This window comes from Bifidobacterium parmae (assembly GCF_002860365.1).
In the GTDB taxonomy this organism is placed as follows: domain Bacteria; phylum Actinomycetota; class Actinomycetes; order Actinomycetales; family Bifidobacteriaceae; genus Bifidobacterium; species Bifidobacterium parmae.
Window position 1 is genome coordinate 17440 of sequence record NZ_NMWT01000032.1, and the last position, 15925, is coordinate 33364.

Annotated in this window: 12 protein-coding genes; 7 read left to right on the forward strand and 5 right to left on the reverse strand. The window is 66.0% G+C overall.

Features of this window, described 5'->3' with window-relative positions; translation table 11 throughout:
• The first annotated feature begins 35 nt into the window (after positions 1-35).
• Positions 36-1883: a tetratricopeptide repeat protein gene (locus Uis4E_RS10940; protein WP_101623191.1), complete on the forward strand. Its 1848-nt coding sequence runs from the start codon at positions 36-38 to the stop codon at positions 1881-1883.
• A 28-nt stretch (positions 1884-1911) separates the two neighbouring features.
• Here the strand turns inward: Uis4E_RS10940 and Uis4E_RS10945 are convergent, their stop codons facing one another.
• Positions 1912-2949 carry a hypothetical protein gene (locus Uis4E_RS10945; protein ID WP_101623192.1) on the reverse strand — a complete coding sequence of 346 codons (1038 nt, stop codon included), beginning with the start codon at positions 2947-2949 and terminating at the stop codon, positions 1912-1914.
• Between the two features lie 28 nt (positions 2950-2977).
• The gene (locus Uis4E_RS10950) at positions 2978-4135 is read right to left on the reverse strand and encodes a zinc ribbon domain-containing protein (RefSeq protein WP_101623193.1); all 1158 of its coding nucleotides are present in this window, start codon (positions 4133-4135) and stop codon (positions 2978-2980) included.
• 232 nt (positions 4136-4367) lie between these two features.
• Between Uis4E_RS10950 and Uis4E_RS10955 the strand changes: the two genes are divergently transcribed.
• From Uis4E_RS10955 to Uis4E_RS10965, 3 genes are all read left to right on the forward strand, one after another.
• Entirely contained in the window at positions 4368-4874 is a 507-nt protein-coding gene (locus Uis4E_RS10955; RefSeq protein ID WP_101623194.1) for a hypothetical protein, read from the forward strand.
• Positions 4875-4909: 35 nt separating this feature from the next.
• Positions 4910-5287, forward strand: a complete 378-nt coding sequence (locus tag Uis4E_RS10960; protein ID WP_101623195.1) for a hypothetical protein — start codon at positions 4910-4912, stop codon at positions 5285-5287.
• A gap of 84 nt (positions 5288-5371) precedes the next feature.
• Positions 5372-6151, forward strand: a complete 780-nt coding sequence (locus Uis4E_RS10965) for a zinc ribbon domain-containing protein (RefSeq protein WP_133125464.1) — start codon at positions 5372-5374, stop codon at positions 6149-6151.
• Between the two features lie 25 nt (positions 6152-6176).
• Here Uis4E_RS10965 and Uis4E_RS10970 read toward each other — a convergent pair whose 3' ends face one another.
• Positions 6177-8036 carry a tubulin-like doman-containing protein gene (locus Uis4E_RS10970; RefSeq protein WP_165784969.1) on the reverse strand — a complete coding sequence of 620 codons (1860 nt, stop codon included), beginning with the start codon at positions 8034-8036 and terminating at the stop codon, positions 6177-6179.
• Between the two features lie 200 nt (positions 8037-8236).
• Here Uis4E_RS10970 and Uis4E_RS10975 point away from each other — a divergent pair, with 200 nt between their 5' ends.
• The 3 genes from Uis4E_RS10975 (at position 8237) to Uis4E_RS10985 (ending at position 12242) form a co-directional block, all read left to right on the forward strand.
• Positions 8237-9508: a zinc ribbon domain-containing protein gene (locus Uis4E_RS10975; RefSeq protein WP_101623198.1), complete on the forward strand. Its 1272-nt coding sequence runs from the start codon at positions 8237-8239 to the stop codon at positions 9506-9508.
• An 82-nt stretch (positions 9509-9590) separates the two neighbouring features.
• Positions 9591-10235 (forward strand): zinc ribbon domain-containing protein, encoded by a 645-nt coding sequence (locus Uis4E_RS10980; protein WP_133125465.1) that lies wholly within the window; start codon positions 9591-9593, stop codon positions 10233-10235.
• Between the two features lie 27 nt (positions 10236-10262).
• Complete coding sequence (locus tag Uis4E_RS10985) at positions 10263-12242, forward strand: zinc ribbon domain-containing protein (RefSeq protein WP_101623200.1); 1980 nt, start codon at positions 10263-10265, stop codon at positions 12240-12242.
• A 923-nt stretch (positions 12243-13165) separates the two neighbouring features.
• Here Uis4E_RS10985 and Uis4E_RS10990 read toward each other — a convergent pair.
• Both Uis4E_RS10990 and Uis4E_RS11995 read right to left on the reverse strand, forming a co-directional pair.
• Positions 13166-15505: a toll/interleukin-1 receptor domain-containing protein gene (locus tag Uis4E_RS10990; protein WP_165784970.1), complete on the reverse strand. Its 2340-nt coding sequence runs from the start codon at positions 15503-15505 to the stop codon at positions 13166-13168.
• Positions 15506-15525: 20 nt separating this feature from the next.
• Positions 15526-15925: hypothetical protein (locus tag Uis4E_RS11995; protein ID WP_165784971.1), on the reverse strand; the 400-nt coding region annotated here is incomplete at its 5' end.

Genomic DNA, 15925 nt, shown 5'->3' on the forward strand with positions numbered 1-15925 from the left:
GCCTCATCACGACATAGGGAAGGATCATATCGACCATGGACGCATCGACGAACTACTATCTGCTGCTCGGCATCTTCGATCCGGACGACGATCTGTCCGGCAGGAGCGATGCCGATCCGGAAGTGATGGAACCGATTCGTCGGGCGATTCGCGACAAGCAGCTCGAAAACGCCCGGGCCATCAACAATCCCCGCAAGGCGTTGGCGGGCAAACGCAGACTCGACCTGCTGCAGCATGCCGAAGCGGCATTGGACACGCAGGCGAAACGCGAACGGCAGTTCGATGAGGCGCGCGGCATCGTCGATGAGGCGATGGCGAAGCATGTGGGCAATTTCGCCAGCAAAGGATTCATCGCCGACCCCGAGATCGGTCTCATCGCCGGCAAGATCGCCGACGAAACCGGCTATGCGCCGACGCCGATCGCCGTACGCGCGTTCATCCGGCGGAAGCATATCGACATCCGTCGGACGGCCACGCCATCCGACGCCCTTGCACCGGCCGAACCGCCGAAACCCCGTTCCTTCACCATGTACGAGAGAATCCGTTCGTCCCTCGCCGTCTGCGGCGTGGAGGACCTGTACACGTTCCTCGGCGGCAGCCCACAGACCTGCTGGTACAAGTCGGCGTTCGAACTGCGCGGCGACGCCCGCGAACGGTTCGAGGCGATGCCGCGCAAGCACGATACGCTGACCGAGGCGCGCACGAAGCTGTTCCGCTGCTGCATCGACAGGACGTTCGCCAGCGAACGTTCGAAGGCGGACTATGACGAGTACCTGCGGTATCTGGCGGTGATGCAGGTGCTGGATGACGCCGGCGAGGCGTGCGCCTACACGAAGACGATGGAAAGCGACAATCAGGCACCGCATTTCATCCGTATGATCCGCGACGCCTCCGGTACGGCCGGCACGCTCGTCAGCGCCAAAACCGCCGCGGGGTATCTGCTGTGGTACTGCCAGACCCACGACATCGCCTGCACGCCATCGCAGTGGCGGTTCGACGGAAACACTCCGAAAGCGGCATCGGAGGGCTCCGCACCGAAGGTCGCCGAAACCCCGCGCCCCTGGCCGAAACCGGGCAGCCCGCAGCGGCCCGCGCCGAAAAAGGCCCCGCAGCCGTCGGGCTGGCAGCCGTCGACCTATTCCACGTCACGCCCGCACGCGTCGGAACCACGCGAAGCCCAGCCCACTGCGAGCCGCGAGACTCCGGAGGAATGGTATCGACGCGGCGAACAAGCCCATAAGGACAAGGATTTCAAGGCCGCCGCCGCATGGTATCGCAAAGCCGGCGAAGCCGGCCACGTCAACGCCCAGATCAGAGTAGGCGACTATTGCATGTACGGCGTGGGAACACCCAAGGACGAGGAACAGGCCAGATCATGGTACCGTCGGGCGGCGGAGCAGGGCGACCGCACGGCACAGGCGCTGCTCGCCGACGCGCTGCACCATATCGACGACGGGCAATCCGTCTATTGGTGCCGGAAGGCGGCGGAGCAAGGGGACGCCGGCGCCATGTTCGGTCTCGGCGTGAGATACGAGAAGGGAGAAGGCGTCGAAAAGGACTACGAGCAGGCGGCGCATTGGTACCGGCTGGCGACCGAGCAAGGCAAGGGACTGTCAGCATGCTTTGCAGCCTGCCAGCTGGGCGACATGTACCTCAAGCACCGGAACGCAAAAGGATGGACGACCGACGAACGTCAAGGCGCACTCGGACAATGGGCATACGAACACGGCAAAGCCGCGAAGCAGAATGCCGCATGGGCCGCATACTGGTACCATCAGTCGATCGCATTGACCCCCGAACCCGATACGCAACACAATGTGGAGTATGTGCAGGACCATAAGCTGAAGCCCCTGCTGAAACGGTATCCGCATCTTGCGGCGTAGTGAGGCTCGTCTCCATGGTCGCCGGCGGCTAGTCGGTGGCGACCATGGAGACGAGACCGTCGATCAGGGCGCACACGACGAAGCCGGCGGCGACCATGACGCCGACGTGCTGAATGAACGTCGGCACCGTGATGATGTTCTCGGTCATCCGCATACCGAGATAGATGGTGCCGCCTATGCCTACGACACAGCCGATCGCAACCGTCCAGTTGGGCGTCTTCAACGGCTTGCCCGATGCGGCGCACATCACGGCGAGCACGACCACGCCGATCGCGGCCCCGATGACCGCGCCGATCGCGCTGGTCTTGGCGAAATCGGCGATCGGACCGCCATCCGGCGTGACCCAGTTCCAGAGCAGTGGGGCGACGCCGAACACGAAGGCCGCAGCCACGCCACCGAAATACAGCATCATCTGTTCGCCGAGCGCTTCCGCGGCGTCGAAGAGCTTGAGCCGGTTCATGAAATCGGCGAAGGAGGATTGCTCGGACGTTGCGGATGCCGACGTCGATGAAGGCGCGGAAGCGGCGGCAGCCGCCTGTCGCCGCGGGGATGCCTTCCCCGTCGTCTCCGTCGCCGAAGCGGCGAGGAACACGGCATCCAGCATCGATCTGCCCACCAGGCACGTGCCATAGTCGTCCGGACCCGCCATCTGAACGGCGTGCGCGAGCGCGGTGAGGTCGACGGCTCCGGGCAGTTCCCGCAGATACCGGTCCGCGAGACGCTTCGATTCGGCGACATACTCGGCCGGATCGCGCTGCCCCAACGCGTAACGGAATGTGTCGCCGATGGAGCTCTCCACTATTCCGTACACCAGCTCGGCATACGAGGCCGGCACCATCGCTATCGCCGGGCCGATCTGTCCTCCCCAACGCCTGAGCCGTGTAGTGGCGTCAAGGTAACTGTTGGCGATACTGAGCGGTGCCAGCTGCGCTGCGATCACCGCCAGCTTGCCGTTGTCCGCGACGTGCGTCAGCCATTGGGCGCTCGCCTTGTCGTTGGGGGCGAGTCGTATGGCCTCCATCAGCGTGTCCTGGTCGAGCGTCCTTCCCTCGAACGTCGTCATCATGCTTCTCCTCTCCGTATCGGCTCATCCGTCAGCGCAGTTTCGCGCCGCATTGCGTGCAGAATCGGCGGTTCACGGGAATCCTGCCGCCACATCGCGGGCAGACGACCTTTTCGGTGACGATCCGCCGGTTCGCGCGTCGCGTCGACGCCGCGGGCTGAGGCGACGCCGTCGGCTGCGGGACGGGCTGGGGCGCCGGAACCGTAGCGGAGAACACCTGCGAATCCGTCCGGAATCCGTTGCGCGCATCGGTAAGGAACCGCTGCACGATGTCGTCGACGATCCGACGGTACCGGTCCCGCGACTGTCCGGGAGCGAAGCAGCTTCTCGGCACAGACAGCGCGAACTGCACGATCCCCTCCCCGTCGCCGGCATCCGCCCACACGATGTGGTAGCCGCCGTTGATGACGCGGTCGCCGCCGTACCGTGCGACGTAGGAGTCACAATCGGTGATCTCCACCGGCATCGACATCACCGGCGACGGCAATCCCATCGATTCGAGGCCCTGATCGCCGAACATGATCGTCTGCGCCATGTCCCCCTCGCCGATCACGGTGGTGTAGCATCCGTATGCGCCGCGTTCCCAGCCTCCCATGGCGCAGAAGAAGCCCGCCGGCATCAGGTCGATCACCGGATACTCCTCCACGCCTTTCACATGTTGCACGAGCTGCCCGTAACCCGGCACCTCCCATGGCGCGACGAGGCCTCCCGCGCGCATGATCTCGCACGCGTCACGGTCGGCCATAACGGTCCTTGGACTGCTGAAATGCAGATCATGCCGCGAAAAGACGTCCGCGGAACCTCGGCACAGGAATCTCAATGTCATCTGCGGATCCCTGCTGGGCAGAATCATCAAGGCGGACCCCGCCGGACCATCGAACAGCATCCACACCACTTCGGTGCCCGCGCTCGCCACGATGCCTTCGACCATATACCTGCTCTGCGTCAGATCCTCCTCGATCAGCGAATCGACCAAGGGCAGCAACTGCGCGGATGTCAGAGTCGACGAGTAGTAGACCATGACCGTTCTCTGAGCATTCCTGATATGCCTACGCAGTCCGGCCTTCGGATCGTCGTCGCCCGCCGGTTCAAGATAGTCGTAAACGTCCGTCGCGCGCTTTCCATCAGGCAATCCCACCATGTCGGTTCCTCCCGTCGCCGACGCATGCCGGCCGTAGTCGTCCCGCATGCGTCCATGCATGCGTCTTCGAGAAGGGGATGGCGACTGCCATGAATGATTCCGATGATACCGCCTTTCGTCTCCTATTGCGGCATCGACGCGACATGTCCCATGTCGAACACGGAACGAACGGCCTCATGGTGCTAGGGTGAAAGATGTGTTCCGGCCATTCGGCCCCTCCTTCTTCCCCGGCATCGCGACGCCGCGACGGCCGCATCACCCATTTACGAAGGAGAGCATCATGGCGAACTACAGTCCCGACCTGTTCCACGCGGTCACCGCGTATCTCGATTCGCGGAACTTCACGTACGAGACGAACCCCGATACGGGCGTGGTCACGTTGGAATGGAATTTCTCGCGGTCCACCGCCGTCAAGAGGGCGCGCATCAACTTCGACATCACGTCCGAGGCGATCTGCGTCACCAACCAGCCCGAGATCCCCGAAGGATCGCTGTCGGTAGTCAGGCAGGTCCCGGCCGACGACACGGACCGTCTCGCGGACGCGATGATCTTCCTCACGGCGGCGAACTACAACCGCATCCACTTCGCGTTCCAGATGGATCCGACCACGGGAACGGTCAACAGCACCAGCAGCCTGTACTGCGGCGCGTACGTACCGCCCGCCGAACTCATCGACCAGGTGTTCCGGCACGCGAACGACGCGTGGGAGATCAACGGCGACGAGTTCATCAACGTGCTGGAGCACCGCAAGGATCCGCTCGTCGCCGCCGCGGACGCGAACCGTTGATCCCGCACGTCGACCGATAGGGAAAGGAAGACATCATGGTGGATCTCAGCCTGTTCAACGACACAAGCAGCTCTCCGATCACACGATTCGGAGGCCCGTTCGACGACAACGACATGACCAAAGGGGTGTACAACCTACTGTCCGCGGCACCGGGAATCATCTTGTATTCGCAGGCGCCGGCGGAACAATTGCTCACCACGCTCGACGGCATATTCCCGGACCTCAACTTCAAAGCTTCAAGACACTCCGACTCCGGCTGCCTGAACACGGATATGACCGGCGAACTCGCCGGCGGATTATTGTACTGGAGTCTGTTCGAGGGTCCGCAGGGTTCCGCCATGATGTGCATCGCCGCCGGAGGCGAGGCGACGAAGTTGCTGCGCGTCGAATGCCTGCATGAAACGCTGATATGATCGAAACGACATCCGGATTTCGCCATCGTCAACGCCCTGTTCGACAACGGCGTCGCCACCGTGGGAGCGGCCGCGGCGATCGGCATGGGCAGCGTGGTGGCGCCATGGTACGTACCCGGTTTCGAACATACGCATGAACCCACGACTCACAATGATTCGGCGAAGGACGGCTATGATCTGGGACTGATGTCGCCGGAGCTCGTCCGCGCACTGGCATCATGGAGACAGGTCGGCTACGACATGTACCTGAAACCGTACGATGCCGAGGGATTCGGCGACGTCAACCTGTTCGCGACCGCCGGCGTCGAACACGACGACCCCGGTCCGAAACTGCTGTTCCCTCTCAGTACCATGACGGAGCAGGAACTGACGGCCACGTGGAGCGGCGTGGAACGATTCGGCCCATGCCGACCGTATCTGTTTTCCGGCATCGGAACGGTGATGTGCGATCTCGACCCACAGGCGACGGCGGAGCAGGTGGATGAACGAGCCCGTGAGCTGTTGGGCACCGTCCACCGATGGCTGCACCGCAATGACGGCGGCAAAGACGACGCCACATCGGCGTCTCCCGTATCGACCGCATCGACATCCCAATCGGCATCCTCATCCGATTCCCACTCGCGCCGCCTGCACGACGCGCTCAAGGCGCGTCTCGACGCGACGCTGGGGCGTTCGCCTGCGAGCGCGGCGGGCACGCCGAGCGCGAGTCCGGCCGCTTCCCCCGTTCCCATGCCATCGGCCCCGTCCGCCCCGTCACCTGCAGCATCCGCACCGCAGACCGGCAGACGGTTCTGCACGAGCTGCGGCGCCAAACTGTCGCCGAACGCGAAGTTCTGCGGCCAATGCGGTGCGAAGGTCCGCTGAGTCGGCCCATCCGCGGGAACCGGACTCAGACGATGACCGGCATGGACCGTGTGACACGGAGACGGTCGGGCATGGAGTCGACGCGGACGGTGACGTCCGGCATCGTGGCGGCGAATCGTCGCGCCGCTTCCGCAAGCGTCGGGTCGCCGGCCGGCAGCGTGACGACCGTCCGCCATCGCGCTTCGGAACCGACGCCGCAGCCGTCACCACTGCCGGAATCCTCCGCGACGTCCACCGTGGCCCGCTCCATCAGCCCATGCAGGAGGTCGTCCGCCGCGTCCTCGGCGGATCTGCTCTCCCGCCCGTCGCAGGCGAGCAGATCCGTCATGGCCAGACCGACGATCCCGGGGAAACGGTCCCTCGCGAACCGGCAGAAGCGCCGGTACACCGTCAGCTCGTCGATGCTCGGCCCCTCCGCGTCGTCGCCTTCGCCCCGTGCGAGCGCCCACAGCAGGTCGTGGGCGACGGCGGCATCGTCGACCGGCGTGCCGGCGACGATGCGCCGGGCTGCATCGTACGGCCACGTCGGATCGGGTGTTCCTCTCTTGCCCCGGACCTCGGACCATTCGCGGACGTTCTTCCGATACTCCTCGAATGTCCGGGAAAGCTCACCCACCGTCCCAAGGAACATGTCGGCGTCTCCGGGCAGCCGGACCTCGGGGAGAACGAGATCGCCGAGCTCTCCGAGATGGATGACCGTGGCCTCGCGATCCGGGCAATAGTCGGGGTCGATGCCGATCGTCTTCTGGAACCGCCGGTATTCCTCGGCGGGCATGCCCTTCCCCTCGCTCAGATCGTCCAGCATGGCGACCGGCCGCTCCAGCAGATCCGCGAGCATCATCGAATACGGCATCATCGCGCCGGCGACCGTCATCACGTCCACGGCCGGACCGTCGGCGCCCGCGTCGCTCCCACCACCGTCATCATCCCGTATCAGCATGTCGATCAGGCGATCCGCCAGACGATCGTACGACGCATAGGGACGGAGCACCCAGTTCCAATCGTCGACGCCGCTCCGCACGACCAGATGGCACCGGTCGAACGGCGGCATCGTCGTGTCCACGACCAACGAACCGTCTTCGGAGTACACCTGCCGCCACGCCGTGCGACGGCCATCGTCGCGCATGCGGTCGAGCATCTCCCACAGCGTCCGCTCCGCATCGGCCCGGCGCTCTCCCACCTCGTGAAGATGCCTCACATCGGACTCGTGCACGAGCAGGAACCCGTGCGATTCAACCCGCGGATACAACTCCAGCGCCTTGCGGACCACATAGCAGGCGTCCATCAGCGCGCCCGAACCGGTGCCCTCGTCGAGATTGGCGATCACCATCACCCTGATCGGCGTCGAGGAGTCAAGACCGCGCATAGCCGAGGCGATGACCCGTCGCACATGCCGCACGAACCCCTCGGCCGCGAGAATCATGAGAAACCGGCCCATCCGACGGCTTCCGTCGGTGGACTCGTATGACAGACCATCCAACCGGGTCTCCATGTCATCGAAGTCAAGCCAGTCCCGGAACCGTGGGTCGCGTTCGTAACGGGCGCGGTTCTCGCGGAACCACTCGGGGAAGTGCATGCTGATTCCGATGTCCGAGTATTCGCTCCCCTCCAGGTGATCCGTGTCGTATTCGCGCAAGGCCATGGGCGAGCTTGCGCCGCCCTGCATGAACCAGTCGGCGGTGACGGCGAGGAACCGCGTGCGGTCGAACGGCTCCGGGGAGCGGAACCGCAGGAACATCTCCCGTTTGAGCGAGCGCAACGCCCGGGTTCCCGCGTTCCCCAATCCGATGGCCAACGTCACGGAATCGTCATGAACGTATTTCGTCGTCTCGTCGAAGACGTCGAACACACCTCCGTCGGACACATCCAGCGAGTCGAACGTCATTATCGCGGCTCCTTCCCGATCCCCGCGTCGCTCCGACGGTGGACCACCTGACGCAACGTGCCTCATCGCAAGAAAACGGAGCGGCCCATTGGCCGGAAACACGCCAATGATACCATGCCGATCATCGTCCGGACCATGCGTAAAGCGCCTGCGGCCACCTATACTGGAATCCAGAGGAACTCGCGGAGGAGGGCGGATTCATGATCTGTTCGAGATGTGGGGCGACGATCGCGGCCGGCAACCGGTTCTGCACGGAGTGCGGCCAGCCGACGCAGCCGGTCGGTTCCGACACGGACGCCACGATGGTCGACGGCGTGGGGAACCGGTATGTGCCCGCTCCCTCGCCGACGGCGTCCACCGTTCCGAACGGGGACCGGTACGTCTATCCCGCGCCACAGCCTCAACCGGCCATGCCGCAGCCGCAGCTCTCCCAGCCGATTCGTCCGCCGATGCCGGCGGCGACCGCCGCGAAGCAGCCGTGGAGCCGCGGCCAGAAGACGTTCGTCGCGATCGGTGCCGCCGTCGCCGCTATCCTGCTCGTCATCGGCGTCGTCTTCGGCATGTCGATGTACCGTGACGCCCATTCGTCGCCGGTGTCCACCGCATCGTCCTCGTCGGACGGGACCGGTGGGACGTCCGGTTCCGGCTCCGGCGAGACGACGGACGCCTCATGCGATTCCACGCCGGACATGCAGGTCGTGTCGGTGGAACGTTCCGGCAACGACCTCGTCGTGACGATCCTCGTCACCTCCACGTGTTCGGACGGCTCGTCCACGCGATTCGACGATCCGAAGGCGCGCATCACGCTCAAGGACGCGAGCGGCGAGACGATGGCGGACAACACGTTCGACTTCTCCGGCAAGCGGGCCCGCACGGTCACCGCGAACGGCACGAAGGTGAAGGTCACGTACACGCCGGACATGTGCAAGCGTTCCGTGACGGACATCGTCGACGAGGCGAACGACGACCCGTCCGAGCTCATCATCCGCTACATCTACCGCGACCGCGGCGGCGACTCGGATGATTCCGGCGACTCCGGCGACTCCGCCACCACGGACGCGAGCACCCCGCCCTCCTCCACGCTGAAACGCTACGAGAACGCGGCGGGCCGCTACGCGATCAGCGTGCCGGACAACTTCCGCAAGACCGGCACCACGTCCGACGGCACCGGATTCACGTTCGCCGGTTCGGGCGTGACGATCACCACGTGGCGCTCGGACAACACGACCGGCTCCGCGGCCGGCGAGATGGCGCGGCTGGAGGCGAATGCGGGCGTGCCGATCACCTACGACCTCAACGCGGACCCGTCGATCTACGTGAGCTACTACAAGGGCGGCTACGTGTACTACATCAAGGAGATCGTCTACGCCGACCACATCATCGGCGTGCAGCTCAAATACTCCGACGAGCATCGCGACGTGCGCGACCCGCTGACCGAGAAGATCCCGCCCACGCTCGAGGATCTCGGCTGAGATCTCGTATCCCGACCGGCCCGATGCGCGACATATCCGTTCCGACAGTACATCCCGGAGCATCCACGACGAAGGAGGAATGATGACGGACGATGACGGCAAGCCGGTGCGCGGCGTCAACACCATCCGCGAGGAGCTCGACAAGGCGCGCGGCGAGAACACGTACAAGAGCGCGTTCGCCGCGCTCGGCGCGGCCATCGTGGGCACGGCGCTGTCATATGTGGGCTACGAGTATGCGAACACGGTCTACGTGTGGCTGTGGATCGGAACCGGCGCCGCATGGCTCGCAGGCATCGGCATGCTCGTCTTCGGCAAGAGCATGGAGGACGACCGTCACAGGAAGATCGCCGAACTCGAGGCGGAACTCGCCGCGGCGACCGCGGCGCGCGACGGGGACCGCCCGCGGCCGAACGGTCCTGCCGCCGCCGCGCCGAATCCCGCGGCACGCGCCGTCCCGCCAGCGGCGTCCAGCCCGGTACCACTGCCGGAACCTGTCGCATCCCCGCATGCGGACGCCGCTCCGGCGCCTCTGCCGGGCTGGACGCCGCAGGCCGCACGGGCGAAGACGGTACCATTGCCGCCCTCCGCGCCCTCCGCGCCGGCCGCCGCGACGCACGGCCCGTCGCCGACGCCCCCGGCGCATGATTGCAGATTCTGCGGCCAATGCGGCGCGAAACTGCAACGCGACATGACGTTCTGCACGCGGTGCGGCGCACGCGTCGCCTGATCGACGCGAACAACAAAGGAGTTCATCATGAACGACAGCGGCAGCGCCGCCCTCGGCGTACTCATCTTCGTCGGACTCTTCGCCGTCTGCCTCGTATGGGAGATCCTGAAACGCAAGGCGAACACCGCGTTGAACCGCAACCTGTTCAGCCGCGGCACCTATCAGGAGCAGCAGGCGTTGACCGAACACAGGTTCACCTACCCGTGCCGCGCCAAGTGGAGCGACGTCAAACCGTTGCTGAAGGAGTCCCCGCTCGGCGACAATCTGCAGGTCGCGAAGGAGACCGACGACGGCGTCCAATGGATCTACTACGCGTTCCACCTGCGCACCACCGGCAACGGCGAGTTCACCGCGTACCTCCAGATCGACGAGCAGGCGCAGCGCGCCACGTTCGAATTCATCCGATGGGCGAACGTGGACGGCGTGGTCCGTCACATCGACGAGATGAAACAGCTCAAGACGTGGGTCCAGGACGTCATCGAACAGGCGAACCGCAACCAGACCGCGCAATCCATGACGCAACCGGCCCGACCGGTTCCGTCCCCGCAGTCCACGCAATCATCCACGCAACATGTTCCGCAGCCGACGCAACCGGCCCGACCCGCGCAACCCGCCACGCACGCGGTGCCGCTGCCGTCGCAGGACCCCGCCGTGCGGATCCATCTGTCGGTTCCGACACGGACTCCCGCGACCGCCAAGGCGCCCGACGCGACGACCGACAAGACGTCCAACGAAACATCCACCGGTCCGGCGGCACCCACCGTGCAACCGGCGGCCCCGACATCGGCCGACGCGGATCAGGCAACGCCGACGACGCCGGAATCGGAGACGGATACCGCCTCCGCGCTCGCCGAGAACCACATGAAACCGACGAAACCGTTCACGCCCCAGGAATGGACCATCGGCGAATGGCATCCGCTGTTGCCGATGTTCCAGCAACGTTGGAAGTACGCGGCGTTCGTTCCCCCGGTGATCGGACTCATCGGCGTGCTCTATTTCGGATTCAAACCGTCCGGCTCCTACGCCGGATACACGGCCGGGTCGATCATCCTGCCGGACAGGTACACGGATTACGGCACCGGATCCATACTCGAGGAGTACGGGTACATGTCCGCCGACCAGTTGAACGCCATTCTCGCGGATCTGCGCGGCGAGAACATGCACGGGTTCATCGGATGGATCGTGTTCACGCTGGTCATGCTGGCCTTGGTCGCCGTACTGTCGATGGCCTACGACGCAAGTTCGCGCAGCATGGCGACACTGCTGTCCAACGACGACGACATGTACCGGTTCTTCCGCGACCGGTATGAGTCGAAACACGGCAAATACACGCCGTCGTTCCAGGATGAGGCGCTGAACCTGCCGCTCACCATCGCCGACTACTCGTATGAATGGCTGCTGCGTCCCGGCATGCTCGGCGCGAATCAGGACGCCCCGATCACGGAGAACTATAAGGCCGCCGTCTACCAGCAGTCACGCACCTTCCTCGGCAGACTGTACCTGCTGTACAACGATCTGTGGTTCGACGCGGGGACGACCACGGCGAAACGCCTGTTCGGCGCGGTCGGCGGCACTGCGACGTCCGCGGCGACCACGGCGGCGCCGACGTGGCAGACCATGACGGCACAGGCGCAATCCCAGAGATCCCAGGGAACGACCGCACTCCCCGAGAAGACTCCCGCGGCATCCGCCGCGTCCCCCGCTTCTCCGATGCCTGTGGCTGCATCCGCACCCGCACCTGTGTATGCATCGGCCTCCGCACCTATGCATACATCAGCTCCCGTATCCGCCGCCGCGCCTGACAATGCGACTTCGAGCACGTCCGGGAGCACGACACCGTTCACGCCGCGATCGCAGATGCCGCCCGTTCCCCTGCCCCAGCCCGCGGCTGCGCCCGTTCCGGGGTCGTACACGTCGCGGGAGTTCAAGTTCTGCGGCCAGTGCGGCGCGAAGCTAAAGCGCGAGATGGCGTTCTGTACCCAGTGCGGCGCGAAATGCGTCCGATAAAGACCGGTGCGATAAGCCCTTCCGATCATGGCGTGTCCGGTCTGTGCGGACATGGTCGTTGGGCTTTCCGCCTGAGTGGGAGCAACCGCATTCCACTCAACCGGCATCATCTCGGTTTCCAGGTTGGATGGAAGAAGCCTCTGCCACCCAGCCCACCTACACCCGGTTTCCGAGTTGGGTGGCAGAACCCTCTGTTTCCCAATTGAGTGGGAGGAGATGCCCGCCGCTCAACGCTCATTGCTCTTCCGATTCAAGTGCCGGGGTTGCATGGTGTGAATGGCCGTCATCTGTCCGACGACGGGATCGGCGAAATGAACCCGTTATCTCCTGCCTATGCCGTTTCGCTGAAGAACGAGTCCTCTGGTCCCTATCCGTATCGTTTCGCCGGAGAAGGCCCCGACGAAACGATACGGATGTCAGGAGGTCTATCTGGTTCGCTGATCGCATGTGGCGAATCAAAACGGTCGGCATATGGCCCGGTTGTTTCGCCATGGCGAGTCAAGGACGTTGTGTCGTGACCATGATGGTTCGCTAGCGACCGCGAATGCCTTGCCGGCGGCGGAACCGAGACGATGCCGCGCTCATGTGACCGAATCGTTTCGCCGTGGCGAAACGTCGGGGGCGCATCGTGACCATGATGGTTCACTGACGACTGCACATGCCCCGCTGGCAGCGGAATCGAGATATCTGTCCCCCCATGCAACCGAATCGTTTCGCCGTGACGAAACATCGGGGTTGCGGCGTGGGCATACTGGCGCGCTGTTGCGGCCGGCACGAATCGCGGGTCGTGCGCGGCAGCATACGGCGTTGCCGATACCGCACGACAGGCGACCGTCGGACGTGATCATCGCCCCAGCCGGACACGTCCATTACACCGTCGGACGCGCCCACTGCCCCACCGAACCCCGACGAACCACGGAGCACTACCGAGCCAGCCCGAGCTTCCGCGCCCGGTCCAGCCGCTCCTGCACCTGCCTGCGCAACGTCGCGCCCTCGTACTCCCCCGCGTCCGGCGCGACCACGGTGTAGATCACCCCGTCGCGCGTGGCGGCGACGACCCGCTTGCCGTCCGGCGCGTATACGACGACCCGCACTTCGCCGGGAATCTCGCGCACGAGAGGACCGGGCTGCATGTCGTAGCGGGCGAACATGACGGACCCGTCGGACAGTCCCGCGGCGAACGCGCTCCCGTCCGGCGCGGCGGCGACGGCGCGCGACTGGTGCGCGTCGGTAAGCGACGCGAAATCGGTCATGCCGATGTGCATCGTCCACGGGTCCTTGTCGCGGCGCGCGGCGTCCACGCCGTTCGCCCCGCCGTCGCCGGTCCTCGAACGGGAGACGCCGCGTGAGCAGAGCTGCGCGGGCGTGCCGTCGCCGACAAACAGCGCCTTGCTTCCGGAAACGGCGACGGCGCGCGCGGTGCCGCCCAGGCAGATGCCGACGCTTCCCACATCGGAGGCGGCGGCATCCGGACGAATCAGCGTGGACGAGCCGGCCTCCACGACGGCGAGCGTGCCGCCGTCGAATCCGACGAACAGGCGTCCTTCGCCGTCCGCACGCAGGGCGGTCACGTCCGCGCCCGCATCGTTGACGATCGTGCGCGACGGCCCGCCGCCTCGCATGCCGATCACGTCAATCTGCGCGCCGCATCCGATGGCGATCTCGCGTCCGCCAGGCAGCACGGCGATCGCGCCCGGCGCGCACCCGTCGGGCACCTCGATCCGCGTCGCCTTCCCTGCATCACCGGCATCACCGGCATCACCTGCGCCACCGGCACCATCCGCACCGCTCGCATCGCCGCCGAACGCGACCCGGTACAGCACGGTGTTCCCGTCCTTCGTGCCGGCGACGACCGCGGTGTCGGTGGCGTCCGGGGCGGTCGCGATGGCGACGCCCACGTCGACCGGCACGCGCACGGCGTCCGAGACCACGCGGCCTTTCGCCGTGTCGACGAGCGTGACGCGACCGTCGCGCGCGAGCAGCGCGGCGCGGCTCCCGTTGCCGCTCGCCCCGCCCACGCCGCCCAGTGCGGCACCGTCCATGAACCATGATCCGGTGTTCTTGACGATCGTCGTGCCGGCGCGCACCTTCCATACGGTCGCCTTCCCGTCGGAGGAGCGTACGGCGAGCGCCGAACCGTCCTCGCTCCACGCCATCGACGTGACCTTCGTGAGGTTCGCGCCGGTGAGCGTCATCAGCGTGTCGCCGCGTCGCGCGTCGAGGATGCGCACGTCGGCACCGCCCAACGCGGCGACTTCAAGCCCGTCGGGCGAGACGGCGTATCCGCGCGTCTTCGCGATGGTTGCGGCGGAGACGCCCGCGTCGGCGAGCGCGTCGGGTCTGCGTGTGTCGAGCGCGTCGGGGAAATCATATCCGGAGAACCGCGGGTCCGTGGCATCCCCATAGTCGTCGGGCACGTGGGCGGCGAGCACCATGCGCATCGTGGCGACGAACATGCTTCCGCGCATCGTGGCCGCGTCGTGCGGTTGCGCGAGCACGGTCTCCATCGCCTTGTACGGGCTTTCGTCCAACGCGTCGCGCAGGGCGTCCCATCGCCGTGATTCCTCGTTCGCCTGCGTGTTGGCCGCGTCGATCTGGCGCATGCGGGTCGCGAACGTGACGCCGCTCACGCCGGCGCAGACGATCGCGATCGCGGCGAGTGCGGCGAGCACGCGCAGGATGACGCCGCGGCGGATGGATTGCGTGAGGTAGCGGGCGGCGACGGATGTGATCGGGCGGGGTGCGGCCGTCGCCGCGCCGCCGCCGCGCGTCCCCTGTCGCGAGCCGCGCGGGCCGCGCGCCGAGCCGCCGAACGCACGCCTATACGCTTTCAGCGCGCGTCCGCGGGCGAGGTCGCGCGAGCGGCCGCCGCGGTTCGCCCAGTCGCCTGCCGCGGTTTCAAGTTCGCCGGCGAGCCGGTCCTCGGGGGTGACGGCCGCCCATGCGGCCTGGATCGCGGCGACGGCTCGCGCCGGGTCGAAGCGTCCCTCGTCGACGGGGATGCGCACCTGCGGGCGATGGTAGTGCGCGGCCCAGTGCTCCTCGTCGCGGCATGCCCGTGAGCCGTACCAGAGTCGCGAGACGCACATGACGACGAGGTCGGCGCCGCGGATCGCCTCGGTGACCTGCCGTCTCCATGCGACGCCGGCGGGCATGCTCGCCGTGTCCTTCCATACGGCGATGCCGTTGCGTTCCATCCAGTCGATGAGCGTGTCCGCGGCGGCGGACTGCCGGCGCGAATACGACACGAACACGTATCCCATGGTCCGCTCCCCTCCCTGTCCTATCTGCCGTCCGAGCCGGTTCCGTCGCCGACGCCGCCGTCGCCGGTCGTCGCCGTGGCGGCGGGCGCGGCGGGGCATGCGGTCAGATTGTGGCGTCGCGCGAACGAGCCGCCGAATGCGGTCATGTTGTAGCTGGGCCAGCATACGGATGTGCGCGCGGCGGCGGCCTCCGTCGCGCCGGCGAGCGTGGCGGTGCCGGCGAGCGACCATGGCCGCCACCAGCCGGACGCGGTGTGCGCGACGAGCCGCGACCGGTCCCTGTTCCAGCCGAGCCGGTCGACGGCGCCGCCGTCCGGCGCGGACCAGCGGCGCACCATGGTCAACGTCGGTTTGCCGGTGTCGTTCCCCGATGTCTTGTCCGTCTCGCCGATGTCCCATGCGATGACGTCGCCCGTGTCG